The organism is Cupriavidus sp. 05L310 (assembly GCF_056398185.1).
In genome coordinates, this window is sequence record NZ_JBFTOX010000004.1 from 55,383 (window position 1) to 82,177 (window position 26,795).

A 26,795-nucleotide genomic window follows, 5' to 3' on the forward strand; every position below is an offset into this window, starting at 1 on the left:
GGTGCCACGCCGGTCCGACGGGAATAACAGGGAAACACCTATCAGATGCAGACAAGCCATTCATCCAGGCATTTTTCGCCATTCATCAACCGGATCGCGACTTTGTCGGTCCTGTCCGGCGCGTTGATCGCAGCCGGATGCGCCAGCCAGGGGCAAGGTAGTGCCGCGGCCCCGGTGCCGGAGATCCGGCCCGGGATTCTTGCCGGCTACCTGCCGGCGCAGGCACGGCCCGACAGCCTGGCACTCGTACCGCCACCGCCCGCCCCCGGCTCAGCCGCCCAGGCGCTGGACGACGAGATCGCGCGTGCCAACCTGCCCCTGCGCGGTACGGCGCGCTGGCGGCTGGCGGTCCAGGACGCCAACCTGAAATTCCCGCAGGCCGCCGATGTCTTCTCCTGCGCCCTGGACGCACCGGTATCGCAGGAGCAGACGCCCAGGCTCTACCTGCTGCTGCGCCGGACCCTGGCCGATGCGGGACTATCCACCTACGGCGTAAAAGACAAATATGCGCGCGCCCGGCCCTTCAGGGTGAACCATCAGCCGACTTGCACGTCCGCCGAAGAGCCCATGCTTTCCAAGGACGGCTCCTACCCGTCGGGGCATAACGCCGTTGGCTGGGCATGGGCACTGATCCTGGCGGAAATCGCGCCCCAACAGTCGAATGCGATCCTGGCGCGCGGGCTGGCCTATGGGCAGAGCCGGCTGGTCTGCAATGTGCATTGGCAAAGCGATGCGATGCAGGGCCGCATCATGGGCGCAGCCACCGTGGCGCGGCTGCATGCCGACCCCGCTTTCCTTGCGGATCTGGCGGCTGCCAGGTCGGAGCTTGCCGACGTCCGCGCCAAGGGCCTGAAGCCCACCGGCGACTGCCGGGCCGAAAGCGAGGCGCTGGCGCCGCTTGCCAACTAGCAAGCCGCCTTGCCCGCGGCAGGCGGGCAAGGCGGCCGGGGCGATGTTCAGCCGCGGCCGACGAAGGGCATCTTGGTGGCCATCACAGTCATGAACTGCACATTCGCATCGAGCGGCAGGTTGGCCATATGGACCACCGAACTCGCTACGTGCGCCACGTCCATCAGCGGCTCGGGCGCGATCTCGCCATTGGCCTGGGGCACGCCGCGCGCCATGCGCGAAGCCATGTCGGTGGCCGCGTTGCCGATGTCGATCTGCCCGCAAGCGATATCGAAGGCGCGGCCATCCAGCGAGAGGCTCCTGGTCAGCCCGGTGATGGCGTGCTTGGTGGCCGTGTACGGGACCGTATTGGGGCGCGGCGCATGCGCCGAGATGGAGCCGTTGTTGATAATGCGGCCGCCGCGCGGGCTCTGCGACTTCATCAGCGCGAAGGCGGCGCGCGAGCACAGGAAGACGCCGGTCAGGTTGGTGTCCAGCACCGCCTTCCATTGCTCCACCGACAGTTCGTCGATCGAGACCGCCGGCGCATTGATGCCGGCATTGTTGAACAGCACGTCGAGCCGGCCGAACTGTTCGCGGACCTGCGCGAACAGTTGATCCACCGAAGCCGGATCGCTCACATCGCACCGCACCGCCAGCGCCGTATGGCCATCGGCCCGGGCTTGCGCGGCCAGCGCCTGGAGCGGTTCGGCGGTACGTCCGGCGAACACCACCCGGTAGCCCGCCACCAGCAGCGCCTGCGCCACCGCCTTGCCGATGCCGCGGGCGGCGCCCGTGACCAGCGCTACCTTGCCTTGCTGACTCATGCTGTGTTCTCCGGATGGGATTCTTGGTTGCCGACTATTTGACCGGAATCGGCGTTTCCGCCGCCACCGGCACCGCGGTCACGCTGTTCTGCGGGCTGCCGGAAACGATGCGGTCCGAGTAGGTCAGGTAGACCAGGGTATTGCGCTTGCGGTCGACCGTGCGCACCACGTGCAAGGTCTTGAACAGGATCGACATGCGTTCGGAAAATACGTTGTCCTGCTGGCGCAGCGGGCCCTTGAACGTGATCGGCCCGACCTGGCGGCAGGCGATCGAGCTTTCGGGCGGATCTTCGGCCATGCCCAGCGATCCCTTGATGCCGCCGGTGCGGGCACGCGAGACATAGCACGTCACGCCCTGCACCATCGGATCGTCATAAGCCTCGATCACCACCTTGTCGGAGCCGGTCATGCGGAAATTGGTGCTCACGCTGCCGATCTCCTCGGCATGCGCGGCCGGCGCCAGCAGCGCCAGCGCCGCTAGCAGGCGCATCTGGCTGGTATGCATGCGTGCCCCTTCCACCTCAGGACACCTTGCCCGTGATTTCGTCGTGCCGTTTTTCCATTTCCTGGCGAAGCTGGCGGCGCAGCTGGGCCGCGGCAAAGCGCTGGCGCTCGACTTCGTCACGCGGCACCAGCGCCGGCACCTCGGCCGGGGCGCCATTATCGTCCACCGCCACCATGGTGAAATAGCAGCTATTGGTATGGCGCACCAGCTTGCTGCGAATGTTCTCGGTGATGACCTTGATGCCGATCTCCATGGAGCTGCGCCCGGTGAAATTGACTGCTGCCAGGAAGGTCACCAGTTCTCCCACGTGGATGGGCTGGCGAAATACGACCTGATCGACCGACAAGGTCACGACATAGCGCCCCGCGTAGCGGCTGGCACAGGCATAAGCCACCATGTCGAGATACTTGAGGATGGTGCCGCCGTGCACATTGCCGGAGAAATTGGCCATGTCCGGCGTCATCAGCACGGTCATGGAAAGCTGGTGGGACAGGTCGTTCATGATGAAATCCGGAATCTGGAAGCGGCCGGGCGGACCCGCGAAGCGGGTCGAAAGGCTGGTGCCGACGATCGGCAGTTTAACCCGGAACGGGCCCCTTGCCTTGTGGCGGAGCACGTCCCGGCGCACCCCGGCGCCAACAAAAAAGCGGCCTTTCGGGCCGCCTTCTTATCAGCGCTCAAGGCGCGGACTGCTTACTTCTTCTTGTTCACAGCGTCCTTGAACCCTTGGCCGGCAGAGAACTTGACCGTCTTTGCGGCCGGAATCTTGATGGTCTCGCCGGTACGCGGATTGCGGCCGGTACGCGCGGCGCGCTTGCCGGAGCTGAAGCTGCCGAAACCCACCAGCGTTACCGAATCACCCTTGGCAACCGCCTTCTTAATATTGTCCAGAGCCGCATTCAGTGCGCGCTCTGCCGCTGCATTGCTCAATTCGGCGTCCGCGGCGATGGCAGATACCAGTTCACCTTTATTCATGGCTGATTTCCCTTGTTGGTCGTCTTGATCGGAGTGTCTGCCACGCGGCAAATTACCGATCGGCGCAGTCTAATCCGCGCTTTACGCATTGGGCAATCCCCAGTGGCACCAATGCAACGAAAAAAGCCGCAAATCCTTGAGTCAAGCGCCTTTGCGGGGAATTTACCCCCCTTTTCCGCCCTTTCAAATGCGCCCGTTGAGGCTAGGCAGAATTCGAACGCGCGTACGGGCGACGCGCATCCCTTGTGGCGCGATGCGGCTTTGCTTCGTCCGCTCGCTACCACCGCCGGTGCGATGCGCGGATCACAGGCGGCGGCATGCCCCGATTCTGGGCAAGAGCGGTGCAATCTCCCATTATGGTGCATGGGTGTGAGAGGGCTACGCCCCAAATCAATGCGGTGCATCATTTTGGCGCAGGCTTTTGCCTGTCCCCACAGGGACTGCAAGGCGATCGCCCTCGCTGCTATCAACGGGGCAGCCCCCGCAGGCGCGACAATCCGGTGCAAAAGCACCCAACACGGTGCAGATTCCCCGCCAAGATGCCCCACACTGGAATGCTTTTTGCATACCAGTGCTCCCATTTTGAGCACGAGGAATGTATGGACAATTGGAAAAGCGGCACCGACGCCCTGTTCATCCTGCTGGGGGCGATCATGGTGCTCGCTATGCACGCGGGCTTTGCGTTTCTTGAGTTAGGCACGGTGCGCAAGAAGAACCAGGTCAACGCCCTGGTCAAGATATTGGTGGATTTCGCCATTTCCACCATCGCCTATTTCTTCATCGGCTACACCGTGGCGTATGGGGTCGAATTCTTTACCAGCGCCCATGAACTGGCGCAACGAAGCGGCTATGAACTGGTGAAGTTCTTTTTCCTGGCAACTTTTGCGGCCGCCATTCCCGCCATCATTTCCGGCGGGATTGCCGAGCGCTCGCGTTTCAATCCGCAACTGATGGCAACCTTCGTCCTGGTTGGCCTGGTGTATCCCTTCTTCGAAGGCATCGCCTGGAACAACCGGTTCGGCGTGCAAGACTGGATCACCTCCGTCGCGGGCGTGCCCTTCCACGACTTCGCCGGCTCTGTCGTGGTTCACGCCATGGGCGGCTGGATCGCGCTGCCGGCAATCCTGCTGCTGGGCGCGCGCCGCGGACGCTACCAGAAGGACGGCCGCATCAGCGCCCACCCGCCCTCCAATATCCCCTTCCTGGCGTTGGGCGCCTGGGTGCTGGCGGTGGGGTGGTTCGGCTTCAATGTCATGAGCGCGCAGACCGTCGACAAGATCAGCGGGCTGGTCGCCATCAATTCGCTGATGGCCATGGCGGGCGGTACCCTGGCCGCCTGGGCGGCGGGCCGCAACGACCCCGGCTTTGCCTACAACGGCCCGCTTGCCGGCCTAGTGGCGGTCTGCGCGGGCTCGGACCTGATGCATCCGTTGGGTGCGCTGGTGACCGGGGCCATCGCCGGCGCGCTGTTTGTTTACCTGTTTACGCTGGCCCAGAACAAATGGCATATCGACGACGTGCTGGGCGTCTGGCCGTTGCATGGGCTGTGCGGTGCCTGGGGCGGCATTGCCGCCGGTATCTTTGGCAGCCAGGCGCTGGGCGGCATCGGCGGCGTCTCCCTGGGCGCGCAGACGATCGGCACGCTGCTTGGCATCGTCATCGCCCTGGTGGGCGGCACCGTGGTCTACGGCACATTGAAGAAGCTGGTCGGCATCCGGCTCGATGCCGAATCGGAATACAACGGCGCGGACCTGTCGTTGCATCGCATCTCCGCCACGCCGGAGCGCGAAACCAACTGGTAAGCCGCGGCGCGCAGGGGGCTTGCCCCCCCGCGCCATCCGCTGCCGCGGATCCCCGGCCGTTGGCGGCCAGTGGCGCGCTGCGCCCGTGGCGGCCATTTTGTGCTTGAACTTCCGCACGCGGCGTAGCAATAATGCGTTGCCCGCACTCGTGTCTTGCCCCCGATGCGCCCGGGAATCCGCTGCATGATGTTCGTTGCCCGTGTACCTGCCGAGCCAGCAAGGGAGAACCGCGATGGATGCTACAACGCTGCAGAAGCTTCAGGACGTAGTGATTGCCTATGCGACCGAATTCGGGATCAAGATACTTGCTGCCCTCGCCTTCTGGGTGATCGGCCGGTCGCTGATTCATTTCGTGGTGCGGCTGGTGCAGGGGGCGCTGGCCAAGCAGAAGGTCGATCCGACCTTGCTGCGTTACGTCGGGTCCATCGTCACGGTCACGCTCAATGTCGTGCTGGTGATCGGCATCCTGGGCTATTTCGGCATCCAGACCACCACCTTCGCCGCGCTGATCGCCGCGGCCGGCGTTGCCATCGGCATGGCCTGGTCGGGCTTGATGTCCAACTTTGCCGCGGGGGCTTTCCTCGTGGTGCTGAGGCCATTCAAGGTCGGGGATTTCGTCACGGTGGGTGGAATCACCGGCACGGTCAGGGAGATCGGCTTGTTCTGCACCACGCTGGATACGCCCGACAATGTCCTGACCGTGGTCGGCAACAACAAGATTTTCGCGGACACCATCCAGAACTTCAGCGCCAACGCCTACCGCCGCGTTGAACTCAAGGCGCAGCTGGCCGGCAGTACCGACCACATCGCCGCCGCCGCGCTGCTCAAGGAACGCATGGCCGCACTGCCCAACGTGCTGACTGAACCGCCGCCGGACGTGGAGATTCTCGAATTCAACCTGGTCGGCCCCGTCCTTGCCGTGCGTCCATACTGCCATACCGATCATTACTGGCAGGTGTATTTCGACACCAACCGCGTGATCCGCGAGAGCTTCGGCGAGGCCGGATTCTCCGCGCCGATGCCAGCCCAGCTGGTGGTGCTGCAAAACAGCGCGGCCACGTAACCGTGCCGAGAAAGGAGGCGCCGGAAGCGTGGAACCAGGCCGCCCCGCTACGCTACGGCGGCAGCAGTCAGCCGGCGCCGTGCGCCGGTTTGCCTGAACGGCCGAAGACGCGCATCAGTACCGCACCGGTACCGCAAATACCCATGACTACCGCCAGCGGCAATGCACTGCCGTCGCGCCAGAAGCTGACCCCGGCGCCGGCCAGGGTGCCCAGCCCGAATTGCAGCGTCCCCATCAACGCGGACGCTGTGCCGGCCCGCTGGCCCTGCTCGGCCATGGCCAGGGCCGACGCGTTCGGCAGGATGCATCCAAGGCTGGCGATAAACACAAAGAATCCGGCCAGCAACACCGGCAACGGCGCCAGTCCGGCCAGCACCGCGGCGGCCAATGCCAGGCCTGCCGCGCACGGCGCAACCAGGGCGCCGCCCAGCACGTGGTCAAGCGTGCGGTTGCGCACCAGGCGCGCGTTAAGTTGCGACATGCCAATCAAGCCCAACGCGTTGGCACCGAATACGAAGCCGTAATAAGAGGGATCGATGCCATGCAACTCGATCAGCACGAACGGCGACCCCGCAATATAGGCGAACATCCCCGCTTGCGCACAGCCGGCAGACAGCGAATAGCCGACGAAGCCCCGGTCTCGCAGCAGCTCGCCGTAGTTGGCGAGTACGCGGCCAAGGCGCAGTGGCATGGCATTGACGGTGTCGAGCGATTCTTCCATGTACCGGTGGACCACCCACAAGATCAACAGGCTGCTGGCGCAAAGCAGCCAGAAGATGGCGCGCCAGCCGAAGGCCGCGAGCACGGCCCCGCCAATGATGGGTGCCAGGATCGGCGCCAGGCCCATCACCAGCATCAGCGAGGAGAAGGCGCGCGCGGATTCGTGCGCCTCCAGCCGGTCGCGGATCACGGCACGGGCCATTACCATGCCCGCACAGCCGCCCAGGGCCTGCAAGAAGCGCCACAGCATCAGCGCCTCGACGTCGCGCGCGAGCGCGCATCCGGCCGCTGCGAGCGCATAGGACAGCAGGCCAATGTACAGCGGCGGCTTGCGGCCAAAGCGGTCGCTGATCGGGCCATAGAAGGCCTGCCCCACCGCCAGTCCCACCAGAAAGGTTCCCAGCGTGAGTTGCACACGCCCGATATCGACCCCAAGATCGCCGGCCAGCGCAGGGAAGCTCGGCAGGTACATATCAATCGAAAGGGGCGCCAGCGCAGTGAGCGAAGCGCATACCAGGAGCCAAATCGGGAAACGCGCGGACTGTGGGGCGCGGGCGGAGCGAGTCATCGAAACATCCTGAGGAACAACGGGGCGGCCGGAATGGCCACCTGCGCCAATGCGTCAGCGACGCGAGCGGCGCGGGAGCGGTAAGAAGCGTAATTGTTGCATAGCGTAACAAGCCGCGCACCCGACACGCCGCGCGGCGATGATGCAGGCGCGCATCCGCCTGGACGCGCGCAACTGTGATGACAGGCCCGACGGTGCCGGGACATGCCGGCGGCAACGGGCCTCGCCTCGCCGCGGATCGGAGGAGTGCGTGGCTTTCAACCGCAGTAACGCCAAGGGTACAATGCCAGCCTGTCGGACGCCCCGGGCGGACGATCGCGCAGCCCGACGCACCGCGGAAGCCCGGCCACCGAAACGGCTTCCGGCAACGTTTTCCTGCATGAGAACAAGATACACACTGCTTTCTGTCTTACTTACCCTGGCCGCCGGCGCGGCCGGTTTGCCGTGGGCGCAGCAAGCGCGCGCGGCAACGCCGCCAGTCAGGGCCGCCGCCTCCGCACCCGTCGTGGTTGACGAAGCCGATGCGCTGGCGCAAATGCTCAAGGGCGCGGCCACTGGCCAGAACACCGGCGCAGCGGGCGTACCGGAATTGCTGCGCAACACAGCGCGGCCGGACAACATACTGTCGCGGGCCTGCCGACAACTCAACGATGCGCTGCCCATCGAAATCGATGGCGAGACGCGCCTGCGCCGCTGCCAGTCGGTACCGGGCAAACACATCCTCTTCCAGCTTGAGCTGACCAAGTATCGAGGCCCCATGCTGGACCTCGCCAGCTTCGAGCTCAGCTATGCCGCGCCCCTGCAGCGCAATATCTGCGCCAACCGGGATGTGGAAATCCTGACCAAGCTGGGCATCAGCATGATGTTCCGCTATATGACGCGCAACGAGCGGGGCGAGCGCCGCGTGGGCGACGTCTACATCAACGCGCCCATCTGCTCTTCGGCGCTGCGTTAAACCGTTTGATTTCCTTGCCGCGACACCCTGGAGTGCCGGGGCCGGCGGGCGCCCGTTGCGGGCACCCGCTCCCCTCGCAAGACTCAGGCAAGCCGCGGCCGCAGCGGCACCACATTGGCAGCGCGCCGGGGCAACACACGGGTTTCCTTCCATCCCGAATGCGCCAGCGGCGAACCCCAGACCAGTTCATGCAGACTGGCCAGCGCAAAGGGATCGCCCAGCAGCACGTGCTTTTCGGCGGCGCTGAGGCCATCTGGCCCGGCGGTGAGAGCCTGGTGCACCAGCGCGGCATGTTCCTGTTGCGTGGCCTGCGGCTGTACCACCCGGGGCGAGCCGGTGGCGCACATCAATGCATTGGTCACGGGATCGACCACGGCATCGATAAATGCCGGCGGTTCGCCCGCGGCCTCGACGTGCTTCTGCATGGCGGCCATTTCGCGCGGCGGCGTGGCCTCCTCCGGCGTCACGAACAGCCTGGCGCGGCGCAGCGCACGGCCAAACGAAACCCGCGACAGCCACACCGAGAGCGGAATCGAGAAGGCCAGCGAGCCGACGATCGGCAGCAGCCACCAGACAAAATTTGGATCCAGCCACAGCACCAGTCCGCCCCATGCAAGGCCTAGCAAGGTATGCATGCCATGACGGCGAAATGCTTCGCCCCAGGTCGTCTCCGCATCCTCGCGCGGAGGCGATTTCCAGGTAATCCCCCAACCGCTGTATGCCGCCGCCACGAACTTGGTGTGGAACAGCATCCGGACGGGGGCCAGCAAGGCCGACATCACCACCTCGATCAGCATCGAAGCGACCAGGCGCAGCGGCCCGCCATAGTTGCGCGAGTCTTTCATCAGCAGCAGCACGCTGGCGACCTTGGGCAGGAACAGCAGCGTGGCGGTAGCCGAGAACAAGGCCAGCGCCTTTTCCGGATGCCACTCGGGCCAGGTCGGGAACAACTGGTAAGGCTGCGTGAAATACTCCGGCGGTACCAGTGCGTGCTTGGCCAGCATGATGGTGGACAGCACCAGGAACAGGAACCACAACGGCGCCGAAAGATAAGCCATCACGCCAGTGAGGAACACGGCGCGGTGCACCGCGTGGAAGCCCTGCTTCATCCACAGGCGGAAGTTCATCAGGTTGCCCTGGCACCAGCGGCGATCGCGCTTGACCTCGTCAAGCAGGTTCGGCGGCAGTTCCTCGTAGGAACCCTCGAGATCATAGGCAATCCACACGCCCCACCCGGCCCTGCGCATCAGGGCGGCCTCGACGAAATCGTGCGACAGGATTTCCCCCGCCAGCGGCCCCTTGCCGGGCAAGGGCGCCAGCGCGCAGTGCTCCATGAAGGGCAGGATGCGGATGATGGCGTTGTGGCCCCAGTAGTGCGATTCGCCAAGCTGCCAATAGTGCAGTCCTGCGGTGAACAGCGGACCGTACACGCGCGTGGAGAACTGCTGCACCCGCGCATACATGGTCTCGCGCCCCACTGCCAGCGGTGCGGTCTGGATGATGCCGGCGCCGGGGTTGCCTTCCATCAGCTTGACCAGCGTGGTCAGGCATTCGCCGCTCATCACGCTATCGGCGTCAAGCACCACCATATAGCGGTACGCACTGCCCCAGCGGCGGCAGAAGTCGGCCACGTTGCCGGTCTTGCGCTTGACGCGGTGACGGCGCCAGCGATAGAAGATTCGGCCAAAGCCATTGACCGCGCGGCAGGTTTCCATCCACGCATCGGTCTCGGCGGTACGCAGGTCCGGGTCGCCGCTGTCGGACAGCACGAAGAAATCGAAGCGCGCCAGTTCGCCGGTGCGCTCCATCGACTCATAGGTCGCGCGCAGCCCGGCGAAGACCCGGTTCACGTCCTCGTTGCAGATCGGCATGATGACTGCCGTGCGCGCTTCCTCCGCGATGGGTCCGTCCACCGCTGCCGAACGCGAAATCAGATGGCGGTCGCCGCCCTTGGCCAGCACAAGGAAACCCATCATCGCGGTCCAGAAACCCGCGGACACCCACGAGAACAGGATAGCGAAGAGCGCCAGCACGGCGATCTCGAGCGGGTCGGTGCCGTGATAAGGCAGCACCTTTGTCATGAAGTAGGTGGCCAGTGCGGTCTGCCCGGCCACTAGGCCAAGCAGCACCCAGCGGCGATGCGCGCCCGCGGGATGCCACTTGCCCTCGGCGTCGGGACCATCGTGCAAGGTGTCCCAGGTTTCAGGCACGGGTGGGCGGCCAAGCACGCGCCGGCCCAGGTTGCGAAGGAAACCGGTGACGATGTGCGGGGGCCATGCCCGCGGCACCATCGAGCCGCGCTCGGGGGCCGGGCCGGTGTCGATATGCACGGTGCCATCGGCGCGGCGTTGCACCAGGGGCTCGCCCGCCGCTTGCGGGGCGCCGTACGCGAGATTGAGGCGACGCCCTACCGAACCGTAGGTAGCGCCCGCCGGCGACTGGCCAGCGTCTTTAGCCGCGAGTTTTTGCTGCAGCGAATGAATGGCCGATTCGGGATCCGCGTCATCGCCGCAAGCGACATTGTTGAGAAGCTCGCGGCGCAGGTCTGGAGAGACCGGCACGCGATCGAGATAGCGCTCGCATGCCGCCGGGGCCGTGCGCTGCTTTAGCCTGGGGGTAAGATGTAGCTCCACGTCTCGGATAGGGTTGTATTGCCGTTGCGAAGATAGCCGCGCAATTCGACCGGTTTGTTTTCGTCCTTGCGGCGCACGACCATCGTCATGCGCCAGCCGCCGGTTGCTTCATTGCGCTGCGTCGAAGTGTTCAGCAGCTCCCCGTTGCTGTCGGCCGAGATCACCGGATCGATCCGGGTATCCGCAGCCAGTTTCTTGAAGACTGGGCCTTCAAAATCCACCACCAGCGAAAAACTGGTGTCGTCCTGCTTGCGGCTCAGCCCCTGGCCACGCCGCGTTTGTGTCACCCACGACAGCGGCGGCTGTTTTTCGCCGTCCTTCTGCCACAGCAGGCGATATTCGAAATCGAAAGCTTGTTTGGGCTTGGGTGGGTTGTCGGGCACCCAGTACGCCACGATGTTGTCGTTGGTCTCGTCCGGAGTCGGGATCTGCACCAGCTCGACCCGGCCCGAACCCCAGTTGCCCTTGGGCTCCACCCAGGCGCTCGGGCGGCGCTCGTACCACGCGCCGATTTCCTGGTAATTGCCAAAATTGCGGTCGCGCTGCATCAGGCCGAAGCCCTGCGGATTGGTCGCCGCGAACGAGGTCACCAGCAGGCGCTTGGGGTTGCTCAACGGCCGCCACAGCCATTCGCCTGTGCCGAGTTGCACCGAAAGACCGTCGGAGTCATGCACCTCGGGCCGGTAGTCCTGCACCGCCGAAGGCTGGTTCTCGCCAAACAGGTACATGCTGGTCAGCGGCGCCAGGCCAAGCTTGGTGACGTTCTCGCGCATGAACAGGCGCGACTTCACCTCCATGGCGGTTTCCGCGCCCGGCCGGATCACGATGCGATAAGCCCCGCTCATGCGGCGCGAATCCATCAGGGCATAGATGGTCAGTTGCTTGTCCGCCGGTGAAGGCCGCTCGATCCAGTATTCGACGAAACGCGGGAACTCCTCGCCCGAATTGAGCGCGGTATCCACCGCCAGGCCACGCGCCGACAGGCCATACCATTGGTCCTTGCCGAGCGCACGGAAGTAACTGGCGCCCAGGAAGGAAACGACTTCGTCCTTGCTCTTGGCGTTGTTGAGGGGATAGAGCACCCGGAAGCCGGCGAAGCCCAGCGGCTTGAGCTTGGCGGCATCGACCTTGTGCGGGCCATAGTTGAAGGCGGCCGGATCGAAACGAATCTCGCGCGCGCTGCCGCTCACCACTTCGTTGATGCGCACGGGCTGGTCGAACACCATGCCCTCATGGAAGAACGAAAGCTCGAAGGGAAGCTTGGCATTACGCCACTGGAATCGCTCGGGCTTGTACTCGATCTCGCGATATCGCTCGTAGGACAGTTCGCGAAGTTCGCGAGGCAGGTTCTGCGCAGGCGCCTTGTAAGGCGTTCCGGCCAGCTGGCGCGCGCGCGCCGCCACGGTATCGAAGTCGAACGCGTGCGCGGCCATCGCGCACACCGCCAGCATGCCGCCGCACAACCACCTGCCCAGACGCATGGCGCCCGCATTGGCGCGTGCCGCTGTATGGGGTTGGGCAGATTGGATGGTTGGCAGGGTAACGGTTTCGGACATGGATGCCAGTGACAGGCAGAGTTGGAAAATCGGGGTCGATCAGTCACCGCAGCAAAAGGCGGGCCACCATGCGGCCGCGATGACAAAAGCAACGGCGGGATGCTGGCCGCGAAGATACCGGGAAGCACGGATAAGGATCTTGCGGCGCATTGTTTTCACTTGATCAAGCGTATATCGGGCTTGTTGCAATGCGCAAAAGAACCTTAACAATTCGAGCCTGGGAAGTCACGTTTCGATCACGCAACGTTTGCAACAAATTGAAACCCCGGTCGTCCGGACGCCGCTTTCGGTGCCGATCCCGTGCTGGGGCGTCACATGGACAACATCGCTGGATCAGCGCGCGGTGCCGCACAGGGCACGTTGTGTACGCAGCCATTTCTACAGCCCCTTCCCTGGCGCTGCCGCCAGGTCTGATAGCCGGGGCGAGCATCTCGCCGTCGTCTCGCATGCCGCTGCACCCCGCTTCGCTACTTGAGGCCGACGTCCGAATCTGCAACGCTAGGACATGGATTGGACGCCGTCAATGCGCGCGGCGTGGCCCCGTACGGCACTGGAACGGCGCATGGCGCACCTGCGAAATCGTGCACTGCACCCGGATCAGGCCTGCGAACGTTTGAAGCAGACGTTCGGGAAAGTCGGACCAGCTGTCAGCTGGCGTTGTGCGACGGGAAGCCGGTGTGAATACATCCGGGCAAAAAAAGAGAGGCCGCAGCCTCTCGATCAGGTTCCGCCTCGATGCCAGTCCCCCCGGAATGGCGCATGGCGCCGCTGGACATCGGTACCGGGCACGCCGCACCGCGTGATGCAACGCGCGGTGCGGCGGACGCGGGCGGCGTGGCGAACTAGCCCGGCCAGCGCATGCGCGCGGTGGCGCAATGACGCAAGGGCTGCCTGTCGCCTTTCGCTATCGGCGCTCAGGCGCCTTTATTCATCATCTTGTCGCTATCGGGAGGTGCGTGGTTCTTTTTCGTCTTGGCGGGCTTTGTCGCCTTGCTCGAGCTTGCCGCGGCAGGCTTATCGCCGGCGGCGGGAGCCGACGCCTGCGCATATGCACCCGCGCCAAACATGGCCAGCGACAACATCACGATCCACTTCTTCATATCAGCCTCCTGGTCAGCTGTGGAAAGAAGCCTGGCCGTGGCCCTTGGCGGCCACAGGCACCCCGCTTCATCACCATCAACAACGGCACAAGGTCGGGATGGGTTGACGCATCAGCACGCCCATCGACACTGCGGCGCAGCATTGAATGCATCCAGGTGCGCCGGCAAAGGCCTCAATGGCACAACCGGCCCAGCAGTTCGCCGGCAATGGTGCCGGCGTTGGCCGGCTGCGGCATGCCGGCTTGTGGCGCGCTGATGGTGTAGAGCGATTCGCCGCGCGCGTAGCGTTTGGCATAGAGCGTCTGCTCGACCACCGCGTACATGGACGTGGCGCAGTTGAAGACCATGCGCCTGAGCGAGGAGCGGATCGGTTCGCCACTGGCGGTGCGAATCACGCCGGCCGGCGCGTTACGCATGACGGCCACGCCGACCTCGGGCCCCCGGCGGCGCACCGAACTCTTGTCAAAGTAGGAGACCACCCCGTTTGCGCCCGTCAGGGGCAGCCAGCGCTGCGGGTCGGGCGCCGAAGGATCCGGCGCGGCCACCATCGCGCAACCCTCGCGCGGCGTGGAACGGAACACCGTGCCCCCATTGGGAGCCTGGCACTCATATAAACCCGCGGCGGCGGGGCGAACCGTTGCGGTAACCGGTTCGGCATACGCGGCAAGACAAATGCTACTGCCGATCAGCACGGCGGCAGCATGGAATAAGGCGCGCAAGGACATGGACGGACCCTCGTGTAGACCAAAAAACAGCCCGCATTGTCGCATACCGTGCCGCGGCCGCCTTCCGGCAGGCAGCTAGCCCCTCGCTTCAGCCCCCCCCATCGAAGGTGCGTTGCCGCATCATGGATGCAGCGCGATAGCGGCACGCACTCTGCCCGGAGAGTTGAATCAATAATCGCTCAATCCCGATTATTAGGAAAATCCTCAAATCGAAAAAGCCATGGGATTTTGGGGAATTTCTCAATGGCAATAGACCATAGCCACTGACTTCCACCCCTTTCATGACCCTATGCCACGCGCTACCTCATGCGCTGCCAACAGCCACGCCCCGGTGGGCACTGGAGGGCGGGCTTTCGGACGTCCGCTTCGACAGCGCCTCCAGCGCGGCGCGCGAGGCATCGTCGGCCGGGAAAAAGCACTCGATGCGCATTTCCTGCAGCGTGACATCCTGCGGGATGCCCAGCGTGGTCAGCGTCGAGAACAGCGAGGCGCGGAAACCTTCGGCCGCCAGCGCCACCGGCAACATCGGCGGTGGCGTGCGTTCCGCGGCTTCGTCATCGAACAGCGGGACGCCGGCCGGGCCGACCATGTCGGGATGCCATCCGGCAATCCGGTTGAAGATTTCGCGCGCGGTCTGGTCCTGCGCCTGCGTTTGCAATTCCTGCCAGACGCGCCGCAACAGGTAACGCCCCACCTGCCGCGCGTTTTCGATGACCGGCCACAGGCCATCCGGATTGAAGACGGTGAGCATCAGGTTGATGCGCCCGCTGTTCTCCTCCAGCACGGATGGCGCGCGATCGCCCAGCAGTACCCCGATCATGCGGCGGTATGCCTGGTTGGCATCGAGCATGTTCCAGAAGCGATCCAGCACCACCGCCGGATACGGCTCTTGCTTGGACAGGATCAGCGCGACCGCCTGTTGCACCATCTGCAGCGCGGGCGCGGCCAGCCCGTGCTCGCTGTAGGCCGGCGCAAACCCGCCGGCCAGCAGCAGGCGGTTGCGCTGCCGCAGCGGCACGCCGAGCCGGTCGGCCAGCGCCAGCACCATCTCGCGGCTGGGCCGGGCGCGGCCGGATTCAAGGAAACTGATATGCCGCTGGGAGACCCCTGCCGCCAGTGACAGCGCGAGCTGGCTGTAGCCGCGTTTGCCGCGCCAGTAGCGCAGCAGGCCGGGGAAGTCGAGTGCGGTTTCGGAGCTGGGGGTCAGGGTGTCCATGGCCGCATTACAGCATGGCGATGGCCACCTGGCGACTACCTCGGAGGTAATCGCAGGTTCAACGCCCCGTGTCGGGCGACTCCGGCAAGCGTGCGTCCTCGGCGGCATCCGGCAAGTAGATCCTCGCCAGCCCTTTGGTAATGGCTTCGACGATCTGTTCGCGCCGCAACGCGATATGCGCGCTGAGATAGCGCTCGCCCGCCTCCCAGTTCTGGTCCGCCAGGGCGCGCACGATCTCGGCATGTTCGCGCTGGGTGGAATCGCGGCCGATGTTCTCCATGTCGATCCACCGGATGAAGCGGATGCGCTCGTTGAGGCTGGCGAGCATGCGCCTGAGCTCGGCGTTGCCGGCCATGGCGGCAATGCGCATGTGAAAACCCTCGTCGAGCTCGACCAGTTCGCGCACCGGCGTATCCGGCGGGACCGATTTGCTCCGATCGAGATAGGCGCCAACCTCCGCGATAGCGGACGGCGTGGCACGCGCGAACGCCAGGCGCAGGCATTCCCGCTCCACCGCGACACGGGCCTCGTACAGATCCAGCATTTCCTGGATTTCGAGCGGGCGGCGCATATAGCCGCGGCTCGATTCCACCAGGAAACCATCCGTGGCCAGCCGGGTAAGCGCTTCGCGCACCGGTGTACGGCTCACGCCCAGCCGCTCGGCCAGTTCAATCTCGTTGAGGCGCTCGCCAGGCCTGAGTTCATACGAAATCGCCATCTCCCGAAGCGTGGTGAACACGTCGGAACCGCGTCTTCGCCTGACGGTGGAAATAGGCGTCTTCATGCTGTTGTCTGCTTCGCTTCGAAAGGATGGGCGCTGGATCATACCGCGTGCCCGTGGCACGTCCGGCCCGGCGCTGCAATTTTAAGTATACTTAACTGTATTCTAATGTGTATCCTTTGCGCATGCCTGCTCAACTGCAACGAAGACAGGCATGCGCCCGGCCCGCAACCAGGGCGGCGCGCGGCCCCTGGATTTGGAGATTCCCCGGATGACTAAGATGAATGGCGCCGAAGCCATGGTGCGGATGCTTCAACTCAACGGCGTGAAGCACGTCTTCGGCCTGTGCGGCGACACCAGCCTGCCCTTTTACGATGCCCTGGCGCGCCTGGACCACGGCATTGACCACATCCTGACCCGGGACGAGCGCAGTGCCGCCTATATGGCCGACGCCTATGCGCGCGTCACTGGCAAGGTGGGCGTCTGCGAAGGCCCGAGCGGCGGCGGGGCTACCTACCTGTTACCAGGGCTGGTCGAGGCCAATGAATCTTCCGTGGCCGTGTTGGGCATCACGTCGGACGTTTCGGTGGGTTCGCGCGGCAAATACCCGCTGACCGAGCTGGACCAGGAGGCACTCTACCGGCCATTGACCAAGTGGAATACCACCGTCGACCGTGCCGACCAGATTCCCGATGCGGTACGCGGCGCGTTCCGCGCCATGACCACGGGCAAGCCGGGTTCAGCCCATATCTGCCTGCCGTACGATGTGCAGAAGCACGAGGTCGATGCCGCCGACGTCTGGGCCCAGCAGGGGCACGACCGTTTCCCCGCCATGCGCTACGCCCCGGATCCCGCGGAAATCGAACGCGCGGCGCAAAAGCTGGTGGCAGCGCGCGCGCCGGTCATCATTTGCGGCGGCGGCGTGGTGATTTCCGGCGCCTGCGGCGAACTCGACGCGCTGGCCGTCATGCTGTCCGCGCCGGTCTGCACCACGGTCAGCGGCCAGGGCAGCCTGGCCGACACCCACCCGCTCAATGCCGGCGTGGTGGGCGCCAACGGCGGCATCATGGCGACCCGCGAGATTGTCGCCCAGGCCGATCTGGTGCTGTTCATCGGGTGCCGGGCCGGTTCGACCACCACCGAGCACTGGCGCTTTCCCGCCCGCAGCGTGCCGATCCTGCATATCGATGCCGACCCGATGGTGATCGCGGCCAATTACCGGACCGAGGTCGGCATGGTGGGCGACGCGCTGCTGGCCTTGCGCGCGCTGAACCCCGCCGTGCGGGACCGCCTTGCGCATCGCCCGGCGGACGCCGCCGACGGCGTGGCGCTGGCTGGCGCGGCGCGTGCCGCCAAGCTGGCCGCGTTCGCCCCCCTGGCTGCATCGCACGATACGCCGATCAAGCCCGAGCGCGTGGTCGATGCACTCAACCGCCTCCTGCCCGACGATGCCATCGTGGTCGCCGACCCCGGTACGCCTTGCCCGTACTTCTCGGCCTACTACAATGCCAGCCGGCCCGGCCGCCACTTCATCACAAACCGGGCGCATGGCGCGCTGGGCTTCTCCATGTCGGCGGGCATCGGCGCCATCGTCGGCCGCCCCGGCGCCACGGTCGTCTCGGTGATGGGCGATGGCAGCTTCGGCTTCACCTGCGGCGAGATGGAAACCCTGGTGCGGCGCAAGATCCCGCTGAAGATGATCGTGTTCTCGAACTCGGTCTACGGCTGGATCAAGGCCAGCCAGAAAGCCGGCTACGACAAACGCTATTTCTCGGTGGACTTCAACCGCACCGACCACGCCCGGGTGGCTGAAGCCTTTGGCGTGAAGGCCTGGCGGGTGGAAGATCCCGCGCTGCTGGATGCTGCCGTCCGGGCTGCGCTGGAGCATGATGGTCCGGCGCTGATCGATGTGATTTCACAGGAGTTGCAGGACACCGCCGCGCCGGTGAGCCAGTGGATGGGCTGAGGCACAGGGCCGGCAAGCGCGGCCGCCGGCCAGGAAGGACCGCGCACGGGAAGTCACGGACGCCATCAGACGCCAACAGACCAAGGGAGAGGTATTCATGCATTGCCTACGTGTAGCATCCGTCAACCGACGTGCGCTGGTGGCCGGCGTCGCGCTCCTGGCCTGCCTGCTGCCGCTGGCCATCCGGCCCGCGCTGGCGGACAGCGCAACGCCACTGAAGCTGGTCGTGACCTTCCCGCCCGGCGGCAGCACCGACATCGCCGCGCGGATCATCCAGCCCAAGCTGGCCGAGGCGGCCGGCAGGCCGGTGGTGATCGAGAACCGCCCTGGCGCCGCCAGCCAGCTCGCCACCCAGTACGTGGCCCGCTCCGCCCCGGACGGCAACACCGTGCTGGTGAGCTTCGACACCCACGCCATCAATCCGATCGCCAAGTCCAAGCTGCCCTATGACACCTTCAAGGACTTCGTCGGCGTGACCCTGGCGGTACGGTTCCCGCTGGTCATCGGCGCCTCGCCCACCGTGCCCGGCAAAGACCTGCGGACCTTCCTGGACGCCGCCCGACAGGCGCCGAACAAATACAGCTACGCCTCCACCGGGCTTGGCTCGATGAATCACCTGGTCGCCGAGGACCTGAAGCGCCAGGCCAGCGTCGAGTTGCTGCATGTCCCCTATGCCGGCGGCGGGCCCGCCGTGCAGGCCGTGCTCGGCAATGTGTCAAGCCTGACGCTGCTGAGCTACGCGGCGCTCAAGGGCCAGATTGCCGCAGGCAAGATCAAGCCGCTGGCCGTCACCGGCAACCAGCGGCTGCCGGACCTGCCCGATGTTCCGACCGTGGCGGAATCCGGCTTTCCCGGCTTCGAGGCCTATTCCTGGATCGGCATCTTCGCCCCGGCCGGCACCCCGCCGGCGACGGTGCGCAAGCTCACCGAAGCGTTCCAGGCCGCGCTGGCGGACCCTGAAACACACCGCAAGCTGACCCAGGCGGGTTTCGAGGTCGTGGCCAGCGATGGCCCGGCGCTGGACCGCTACGCCCGCGACCAATACGAACGCTGGAATGCATTCGTCAAGAAAGCCAGCCTGAAACTGGAAGACTGAAGGTGCGGAAAGCGGTGAGTATCGCCGCCCTATGTCACCCTGCCGCGCGTTTCGCTCAGGGCCGCGCTCAACCCGTATTTGCGGATCTTCTGGTACAGCGTGCTCTTCGCGATGCCAAGGCGCGACGCGGTCCTGGTCAGGTTGCCGCCGCTGTACGCCAGGGCCTTGCGGATGGATTCCGATTCGGCCATTTCCAGCGAGTACACCGTCTCGGGCGCGCTGCCGGCAAGGCCCTTGGGCAAGCCGGTGGCGCCCGGCATGCCCACCGCGCTGATTTCGAGCGGCAGCTTGTCCATGGTGATCACGCCGCCTTCGGCCATCAGCAAGGAGCCCTCCAGCGCGTTGCGCAATTCGCGGATATTGCCCGGCCAGTCGTAGGCCAGCAGGCACCGGTAAGCGTCGTCATCGAACGAGGCCACCGGCAGGCCGTAGCGCTCGCATAGCTGCCCCAGCCAGTGCGTGACCAGGGCCGGAATATCGTCCTTGCGCTCGCGCAACGGCGGTATCGCGATATTGGTCACGGCGATGCGGTAGAACAGGTCCATGCGGAATTTTCCCGCGGCCACATCGTCGCGCAGGTTCCGGTGGGTGGCGGCGACCAGGCGAAAGCTGACCTTGCGCGGCGTGTTTTCGCCCAGCCGGTAAATTTCCCCCTCTTCCAGCACGCGCAACAGGTGCGGCTGGATATCGAGCGGCATTTCCCCGATTTCGTCTAGAAACAGCGTTCCCCGGTTGGCGGCCTCGATCTTGCCGGGCGCGCCCGATTTGCGTGCCCCGGTGAACGCCCCCTCGGCATAGCCGAAGAGTTCGCTGGCGAGCAGGTCCCGCGACAGCCCCCCGCAATTGAGCGCCACGAACGGGCCATCCGCGCAAGCGCTGGCCTGGTGAATCCCCTGCGCAAACAGTTCCTTGCCGACACCGGTCTCGCCCAGCAGCAGTACCGGCACCCTGGACGGCGCGAGGTGCTGCGCCTTGTCCACGGCGGAGCGCAAGGCAGCACTGCTGCCTACGATCCGTGAAAACGCCGGGGCCAGGCCCGGCCGGGCGGCCGGCACGCCGACAGCACCTGTTGCAAGACGATGCGGCGCGGCAGGGATCACCACGACGAAACCCAGCATCTCACCGTTGTCGCGGATCGCTTCGAAGCGGGTCAGGCGCAGCCATTCGGGGAGTGGTCCGGAGCCCGCGCCCGCCGCGCGGGCGTCCAGGCCGGGGACGGAAAACGCACTGTTCAGCGCCGTGCGCACACCCAGCCGTGCCAGTGCGGCCGGTGCCTGCGGATTGGCCTTGATCAGGCGCCCGCCCGCATCGAGGACGAGCACGCCATCGCTGCGCACCGAGGCAAAATGGCTCATGCAGCGATCCAGCAGGCGCAGGCGGCGCTCCATGGCCAGCTTGGCCAGCCGGCTTTCGATACGGCCGGCCAGCGACACCGTCAACGCCAGGCTATGCCGGCTGTAGGTCTGCGCCAGGCCGGACACATCGATGACCCCAAGCACGCCGCCGTCCAGCGGATCGCGGATGACCGTGGCCGAGCAGGTCCAGCGCTTGATGCCGGCGCAAAAATGCTCGGCGCCGTGAATTTGCACGGGCTGTTGCAAGGCCAGCGCGGTACCGATGGCATTGGTCCCGCAGTTGAGCTCGGTCCAGTCGCAGCCGGGAATCAGGCCCACTTCCCCGGCCGGCTCGACGATGCGCATATCGCCCTCCTGCTGGAGGATCATCCCGTCGGGATCGGCCAGCAGCATGATGGTGCCGGTCTGGGAGAGAAACTCGCGGGTCTGCTGTATCAACGGAAGGCTGGCGCTGAGCAGGCGATCGTTCTTCTCCCGCCGGGCGCGCAGGGCCCCTTCGTCAAGCGGTGGCGGCGCGGCACCGGCACCGGGATCGACCTGGCCCACCAGACAGCGGCGCCAGGAATCGTCGACCACGCAGCGCAATTCTCCGGCACTCGCCTCACCACCGTCGATCAAGTGTTCCCAGGCGGACATGATGCTGGCGTCGTGGTCGGGATGAGAAAACCAGTCCATCGGTGTGCCGGCTTCTTGCATTCCGTGTCTCCTTGCGGGGGCCCGCTCGATGCGGGCTCGGATGGCCGGTTCGCCGGCTCGTTCTCTTGTCTTGTCTTGTCTTGTCTGCTTTGCGGGACCAGGGCCCGCTTCCTGCATGCTACTCCCGACGCTGCCGCCAAAGCCAGCCGGGACTTGCCTACGTGCAAGTTCCAGGCCACGCGCCAGCCATCGGCCGCGCGCCCTGCCGGGCCGCACGCGCGCCGGATCGTCCGCCAGCGACCGGCCGAAAACGAAACGGCCGTCCGAAAATCGAACGGCCGCCAGGCCTTCCGCCCGGGGATGGCCGCTCCATCCCCGGGCCAGAAAGTGGACAAACAATTACTTCCGTGCCGATGCGCGCATCAATCCACGCGCTCCGGCAGCGGCAACTTCACCCAGTCCGTGTAGAACGCATCGATATCCGGCTCGAAGTCGTGGATCACCGGATACCACGGCGTAGGCGCTTCCACGTCGTGCATGGTCCCGCATTTCGGGCAGTAGTACTCGCGGTACACCTGCCATTGGGTATCCGGCGCCATCAGTTGCGGATAGACCTCGGCCATGGCTTCGTCCGTATCGCGCACATAGACGTTGGCGTGCAGCTTCCAGTTCTCCCGATAGTCGCAGAAGACATGGCCGCAGTCGCATTGGGTCACCCAATTCCTGGTCTTGGCTTGCTGCACGATAAACATGTGCGGGCTCAGCGGCAGCACGATGCGATCGTCCCAATCGAGCTTCTTCTGCAGTGCTTCCACGTAAAGCTGGAAGCGCGCGGCATCCTTGGGCATCGACAGCATGCGCAAGGTGGTGTCCCAGTCGAGCTTGCCGTCGACCAGGTTCTTGACCTGTTCACTGGTGTAGGTGGACATATTGAATCCTCTCTGGTGGCGTATTGCCTGATGTCTGTGTTCGCTGGCGTGGGCCGGGCTTCATTCCTCGACCAGCACCACGGTGTTGACGTCGGGCATCTTGGACAGGTCCATGCGGTACTTGGAGCCATAGGTCGGCACGTCCAGTTCGTCCTCGGTCAGGGTCCACGAGTCCGGCAGATCCCAGAACGTACGGAACTGCTGCTCGAACTTCTTCGACAGACCGAAACTGGTGGCGAACATGTGCTGCACCTGGGTCGAAGCGTGCTTGACCAGGATCCGCTCGCGCTCGCCCTTCATCCATTCCTGGACGGGCTGCGAGCGCGCCAGGCGCTGGTTACGGATCTCGACGCGCAGCAGCGCCGTTTCCCTGGCATCCACCTTCCAGATGCCGTTGCCATCCCTGGTCGCCACGGCGCCGTAGACCTTCTGCGCGTACTCCGGCAACAGCAAGGCGTTGTTCAGGTCCCGCTCGATGGCTTCCGCCTCGCGGTCGAGCGGGTCGCCAAAGCCCGGGCCGCCGCGCAGGTAGTTCAGGTACAGGTCGTAGTTGTCGTAGCAGTCCTCGGTGGTCATGCACTGCTGGTCGCGCTTGACTACCGCGCCGGCGTTGAGGTGGTTCTCGTAATCCGGCAGGTCCGGATTGGCATCGCCGCCCAGCGGCAGGCTGTCGCCGGCGGCAATGCGCTCCTTCAGGCCGGTCTTGTGGGCCTCGAAGCGGTAGCCGGTGGCGGCCGGATAGCCGCCCATCAAGCCCCAGTCGCTGTTCATATAGCCATTGCCCATGAAGAACATGGTCCAGTCCTGCGCTTTCCACACCATGCGCAGCGTCTCGAAACCACAGCCGCCCCGGTACTTGCCGTAGCCGCCGGAATTGGCCTTGGCATTGCGCCCCAGGTAGAGCAGTGGCTCGGCCATTTCCCAGATCTCGATGTCGCCCATGTCGCCTTCCGGGTTCCAGATCGCCGCGGCATGATTCAGCCCATCCTTGATGGCGCTGGCGCCGGTGCCGCACGAGGACGCCTCGAAACTGTTGACCGCGTGGATCTCGCCGTCCTGGTTGATGCCGCCGCCCTGCAGCCAGTTGGAGGTGTTGGCGTTGCCGGCATTGACCTCCTCCAGGTAGCCACGGCTGAAGTAGGCCTGCGAGAGGCCGCGCCACATCGCACTCCAGCCTGAGACCAGGAAATGCCAGGCATAGGCATGGCCGGTGCGGCGGTCGTCCGGGTTCATCCAGGTACCCTTGGGCAGATGGAATTCCGTACCGAAGTAAGCGCCGTCGTTGATGCGCTGCGTGGGCACCAGGGTCTGCGTCATCATCACCCAGATGCCGCTGGTAAAGGCCACCTGATGCGCGTTGTACGAGTGCCAGCCCCAGCGGCTCGCGCCCTCGAAATCCAGCCGCCACGAGCCGTCCTTACGGATTTCCATTTCCACCGGCGAATGCATGATCGAATCGAGCTTGGCGAAAGCCGATGAGGTCTGCACGTCCGGATGGTTGTATGGCACGTCGACGAAGGCGACCTTGCGGTACTTGCCGGGCAACGTCATCGCCTTGATGCGTGTCTGCAGGCCGCGCCGCCCCTCCTCGATCACCTCGTAGGAGAACTCTTCGTAGGCTTCCAGTCCTTCGTCCTCGATCACTTCTTCGATCAGGTCGCGGATCATGTGGCAGCCCGCAATGCGGGTACGCTCGTCCAGGATCCAGTATTTCGGCGTGCGTACCGAGCGCTGGCTCTCATGCAGCCAGTCGCGCAACGGGGTGTCGTTCACCCCGGTCTTGCGGCAAGTGATCATGTAGCCGTCGCCGAAGCGCTGCACCTGCCCGGTCGACATCGATCCAGGCGTCACCGCGCCGGTGTCGATCACGTGGGTCACGCCGCCCACCCAGCCGACCAGCTTGCCGTGCGCGAAGATCGGCACGATGGTGGCGATGTCGCAAGGATGGACATTGCCGATCGAGCAATCGTTGTTGGTGAACATGTCGCCGGGATGGATGCCGGGATTGGCCTCCCAGTTGTTCTCGATCATGTATTTGATCGCCGCGCCCATCGTGCCGACGTGGATGATGATCCCGGTCGAGGTCAGCACGCAATCGCCCGCGGCGTTGTAGAGCGTGAAGCACAGTTCGCCCTCCTGCTCGACGATCGGGCTGGCGGCGATCTTCTTGGCGGTTTCGCGCGCATGCACCAGGCCGCCGCGCAGCTTGGAGAAGAGCTTTTCGTAGCGGATCGGGTCCCGCTCGCGGAATTCAAGGCGCGTGAGCCCGTTGTAGTGGCCGGTTCTGGCTGTGCGCTCCAGGATGGCGTCGCGGAACTGCTTGAGCGTTTCGCCGGTCTTGAGCAGGTCGGCGAGGCCGACTTCCTTGCTGGACATCATGTTCATGGCGTGTCTCCTTACTTCACTTCTTTGAGGTGGAAGAGGCGATGCTTGTCGAGCGTGGTGGCAAAGCCCTCGGGCACCACGAAGGTGGTCGCGTCCGACTCGATGATGGCCGGTCCGGTAATGATGTTGCCGGGCTGCAGCGCCTCCATCTTCCACAGCACCGCGTCGCGCCACTGCTTCTGGCGGTACAGCGGGCGCATTCCCAGGCGGGCTTGCGCAGGCGGCTTCGGCCCGCCTTCCGGGTCTTCCGGCAGCACCGGTTTCTGGGTAATCACCATGCCGCGCATGATCGCGCCGGTGACGGAGAAGCCCAGTTCCGGCGAACGCGCCGAGCTGGCGTACACCCTGCCGTAGGTTTCCTCGAAGGCGTCGACGATCTGCTCCCAGTCCCCGGCCGTGGCGGCACTGACGATAGGCGAGCTGATTTCCAGGTCGTTGAGCTGGCCCATGTACTGCATGCGGTAGCCGGGGCGCAGGATCACGTCTTCGGGCTTGAAGCCGTTGATCTTGAACTCCTCGATCACCTTGGCGGCCAGGTCCGACCACGCCTTCTGGATGGTCTGGGCCGCCTGGGCCTTGTCCGCCTCGGCGGCGTCCTGCGGCAGCGCCAGGTCGACGCTCTTGTCATAGCGGTATTCGAAGTCCGCGCAGGCGCAGCCGAATGCCGAGAAGCCCGCCGCCCACGCCGGCACGATCACGTCCTTGAACCCCAGGCCTTCGGTGTAGCCATAGGTATGGACCGGCCCTGCCCCGCCATAGGAGAAGCAGACGAACTCGGTCGGGTTGTAGCCCTTGGCGCTTACATTGGAGCGCAGGTACTCGCGCAGTTGCAGGTCGAGCAGTTCGATCACGCCCGCTGCCGCATCCTCCACCGACAAACCCAGCGGATCGGCGATCTGCGCCTTGATATGCTGGCGCGCCCGCTCGACGTCCAGCTTGATGGCGCCGCCAAGGAAGTTGTCGGGATTGAGGTAGCCCAGCACCACATGGCAGTCGGAAACCGACACCGTGTCCAGCCCGCTCTCCGGCCAGCACGTACCGACGCGGTATCCCGCGCTGTCCGGACCGAGCTTGATGGCGCCGCTATAGGGATCGAGCCGCACGAAGCTGCCCGCGCCGGCGCCCACCGAGTCCATCGTCACCAGCGGCAGCGACAGCACCAGGCGCGCCATGTCGGGATCGGCGGCAATGGCAAAGTTGCCCTTGGTGATGAGCGCCATGTCGAACGAGGTGCCGCCGATGTCGGAACAGGCGATATTGTCGTAGCCCAGGGTCTCGCCCAACAGCTTGGAGCCGATCACGCCGCCGATCGGGCCGGAGACGATGGTGCGTGCCAGTTCCTTGGCCTTCCAGCTGATGGTGCCGCCGTGGGTGGCCATCACCCGCAGGTCGAACTTGGCGCCGTGCTTCCTGAAACGGTCGCTGACCTTCTTGAGCGTTTGCCGCGAGGGCTCGGCCGCGTAGGCTTCAAGCACCGTGGTGTTCATCCGGTGGCTTTCCTTGCGCTGCGGGTAATAGTCCACCGAGGCGAACACGGGGAGATCGGCGCCCAGCTTCTTGAGTTCCTCGCGCACGATGTCGCGAGCTTGCTGCTCGCTGGTGCCGTTCTTGTGCGATTGCAGGAAGCAGATCACGATGGCCCTTGACCCGGCCGCCACCAGTTCGCGCGTTGCCTGGCGCACTTCGTTTTCGCGCAGCGGTATGACGATCTCACCCTGCACGTCGGTGCGTTCGGTCACGCCGCGGGTACGCGACAGCGGCACCAGCGGTTCGTCGTAGCGGTGCGTGTTGAGATGGATACGCTCCTCCAGCGCGTAGCCCAGGTAGCTCTGGATGGCCCGCCCCATCGAATGGACGTGCTCGAAGCCTTTGTTGACCATCAGGCCCACGTCCAGTCCCTTGCGCTGCACGACGCGGTTGAGCATCGCGGTACCCGAGTACACGCAGGTCAACAGTTCGGGATACACGTCGTCGACGCCGCGCTGCCAGTGCGCAAGCGCGTCCTCCGAGGAGTTGAAGATGGCCAGGGATTCGTCTTCCGGGTTGCTTTGGGCCTTGCCGACGACGAACCGCCCGTCGGCGCGCACAAAGAAGGTGTCGGTCATCGTGCCGCCGGCGTCGATGCCCATCACCTGGACTTGTGATTGCACTTCCATATCCTTGTCTCCTTGCTT

General features: G+C 65.0%; 21 protein-coding genes. 6 read left to right on the top strand and 15 right to left on the bottom strand.

The genetic code is table 11. The annotated features are described in order from the left end of the window. The first annotated feature begins 45 nt into the window (after positions 1-45). Positions 46-909: an acid phosphatase gene (locus tag AC1DS6_RS03675; RefSeq protein ID WP_477102084.1), complete on the top strand. Its 864-nt coding sequence runs from the start codon at positions 46-48 to the stop codon at positions 907-909. A gap of 47 nt (positions 910-956) precedes the next feature. Here the strand turns inward: AC1DS6_RS03675 and AC1DS6_RS03680 are convergent, their stop codons facing one another. From AC1DS6_RS03680 to AC1DS6_RS03695, 4 genes are all read right to left on the bottom strand, one after another. Further along, entirely contained in the window at positions 957-1,715 is a 759-nt protein-coding gene (locus tag AC1DS6_RS03680) for an SDR family oxidoreductase (RefSeq protein ID WP_477102085.1), read from the bottom strand. A 34-nt stretch (positions 1,716-1,749) separates the two neighbouring features. Beyond that, positions 1,750-2,220 (bottom strand): CreA family protein, encoded by a 471-nt coding sequence (locus AC1DS6_RS03685; RefSeq protein ID WP_477102086.1) that lies wholly within the window; start codon positions 2,218-2,220, stop codon positions 1,750-1,752. 16 nt (positions 2,221-2,236) lie between these two features. Continuing rightward, positions 2,237-2,722, bottom strand: coding sequence for an acyl-CoA thioesterase (locus AC1DS6_RS03690; protein WP_035861498.1), 486 nt, complete (start codon positions 2,720-2,722; stop codon positions 2,237-2,239). A 191-nt stretch (positions 2,723-2,913) separates the two neighbouring features. After that, positions 2,914-3,195 carry an HU family DNA-binding protein gene (locus AC1DS6_RS03695; RefSeq protein WP_017226623.1) on the bottom strand — a complete coding sequence of 94 codons (282 nt, stop codon included), beginning with the start codon at positions 3,193-3,195 and terminating at the stop codon, positions 2,914-2,916. Between the two features lie 599 nt (positions 3,196-3,794). On the opposite strand from AC1DS6_RS03695, the gene AC1DS6_RS03700 reads away from it, so the two are divergent. Together AC1DS6_RS03700 and AC1DS6_RS03705 are read left to right on the top strand one after the other, a co-directional pair. Continuing rightward, positions 3,795-4,997, top strand: coding sequence for an ammonium transporter (locus tag AC1DS6_RS03700; protein WP_477102087.1), 1,203 nt, complete (start codon positions 3,795-3,797; stop codon positions 4,995-4,997). Positions 4,998-5,229: 232 nt separating this feature from the next. Further along, positions 5,230-6,060: a mechanosensitive ion channel family protein gene (locus tag AC1DS6_RS03705; RefSeq protein WP_441627749.1), complete on the top strand. Its 831-nt coding sequence runs from the start codon at positions 5,230-5,232 to the stop codon at positions 6,058-6,060. Between the two features lie 67 nt (positions 6,061-6,127). On the opposite strand, the gene AC1DS6_RS03710 is transcribed toward AC1DS6_RS03705, so the two are convergent. Then, positions 6,128-7,348, bottom strand: a complete 1,221-nt coding sequence (locus AC1DS6_RS03710) for a Bcr/CflA family multidrug efflux MFS transporter (RefSeq protein ID WP_477102088.1) — start codon at positions 7,346-7,348, stop codon at positions 6,128-6,130. A gap of 379 nt (positions 7,349-7,727) precedes the next feature. On the opposite strand from AC1DS6_RS03710, the gene AC1DS6_RS03715 reads away from it, so the two are divergent. Beyond that, complete coding sequence (locus AC1DS6_RS03715) at positions 7,728-8,303, top strand: hypothetical protein (RefSeq protein WP_035861368.1); 576 nt, start codon at positions 7,728-7,730, stop codon at positions 8,301-8,303. Between the two features lie 83 nt (positions 8,304-8,386). Here AC1DS6_RS03715 and mdoH read toward each other — a convergent pair whose 3' ends face one another. The 6 genes from mdoH to AC1DS6_RS03745 all read right to left on the bottom strand — a co-directional run bounded on the left by mdoH (position 8,387) and on the right by AC1DS6_RS03745 (position 16,317). Then, positions 8,387-10,936, bottom strand: a complete 2,550-nt coding sequence (mdoH, locus tag AC1DS6_RS03720; RefSeq protein ID WP_477102089.1) for a glucans biosynthesis glucosyltransferase MdoH — start codon at positions 10,934-10,936, stop codon at positions 8,387-8,389. Next, a complete protein-coding gene (locus tag AC1DS6_RS03725; RefSeq protein WP_441627755.1) occupies positions 10,909-12,492 on the bottom strand; it encodes a glucan biosynthesis protein G in 1,584 nt (527 codons plus the stop codon). Before AC1DS6_RS03725 ends, mdoH begins: the two co-directional genes overlap by 28 nt. 914 nt (positions 12,493-13,406) lie before the next feature. Next, positions 13,407-13,592: a hypothetical protein gene (locus AC1DS6_RS03730; protein ID WP_441627757.1), complete on the bottom strand. Its 186-nt coding sequence runs from the start codon at positions 13,590-13,592 to the stop codon at positions 13,407-13,409. 173 nt (positions 13,593-13,765) lie between these two features. Further along, entirely contained in the window at positions 13,766-14,317 is a 552-nt protein-coding gene (locus AC1DS6_RS03735) for a surface-adhesin E family protein (RefSeq protein ID WP_441627759.1), read from the bottom strand. A 304-nt stretch (positions 14,318-14,621) separates the two neighbouring features. Then, the gene (locus AC1DS6_RS03740) at positions 14,622-15,533 is read right to left on the bottom strand and encodes a helix-turn-helix domain-containing protein (RefSeq protein ID WP_035861378.1); all 912 of its coding nucleotides are present in this window, start codon (positions 15,531-15,533) and stop codon (positions 14,622-14,624) included. Positions 15,534-15,591: 58 nt separating this feature from the next. Next, positions 15,592-16,317 (bottom strand): GntR family transcriptional regulator, encoded by a 726-nt coding sequence (locus tag AC1DS6_RS03745; protein WP_477102090.1) that lies wholly within the window; start codon positions 16,315-16,317, stop codon positions 15,592-15,594. Between the two features lie 208 nt (positions 16,318-16,525). Here AC1DS6_RS03745 and AC1DS6_RS03750 point away from each other — a divergent pair, with 208 nt between their 5' ends. Both AC1DS6_RS03750 and AC1DS6_RS03755 read left to right on the top strand, forming a co-directional pair. Next, complete coding sequence (locus tag AC1DS6_RS03750; protein ID WP_477102091.1) at positions 16,526-18,220, top strand: thiamine pyrophosphate-binding protein; 1,695 nt, start codon at positions 16,526-16,528, stop codon at positions 18,218-18,220. A gap of 97 nt (positions 18,221-18,317) precedes the next feature. Continuing rightward, positions 18,318-19,316: a tripartite tricarboxylate transporter substrate binding protein gene (locus AC1DS6_RS03755; protein WP_441627765.1), complete on the top strand. Its 999-nt coding sequence runs from the start codon at positions 18,318-18,320 to the stop codon at positions 19,314-19,316. A 29-nt stretch (positions 19,317-19,345) separates the two neighbouring features. Here the strand turns inward: AC1DS6_RS03755 and AC1DS6_RS03760 are convergent, their stop codons facing one another. The 4 genes from AC1DS6_RS03760 to AC1DS6_RS03775 form a co-directional block, all read right to left on the bottom strand. Further along, positions 19,346-21,367, bottom strand: a complete 2,022-nt coding sequence (locus AC1DS6_RS03760) for a sigma-54-dependent Fis family transcriptional regulator (RefSeq protein ID WP_477102092.1) — start codon at positions 21,365-21,367, stop codon at positions 19,346-19,348. A 362-nt stretch (positions 21,368-21,729) separates the two neighbouring features. Then, positions 21,730-22,236: an acetone carboxylase subunit gamma gene (locus AC1DS6_RS03765; RefSeq protein WP_441627769.1), complete on the bottom strand. Its 507-nt coding sequence runs from the start codon at positions 22,234-22,236 to the stop codon at positions 21,730-21,732. A 60-nt stretch (positions 22,237-22,296) separates the two neighbouring features. After that, positions 22,297-24,621: a hydantoinase B/oxoprolinase family protein gene (locus tag AC1DS6_RS03770; protein ID WP_441627771.1), complete on the bottom strand. Its 2,325-nt coding sequence runs from the start codon at positions 24,619-24,621 to the stop codon at positions 22,297-22,299. A gap of 11 nt (positions 24,622-24,632) precedes the next feature. Then, positions 24,633-26,777, bottom strand: coding sequence for a hydantoinase/oxoprolinase family protein (locus AC1DS6_RS03775; protein ID WP_477102093.1), 2,145 nt, complete (start codon positions 26,775-26,777; stop codon positions 24,633-24,635). Positions 26,778-26,795 lie beyond the last annotated feature (18 nt).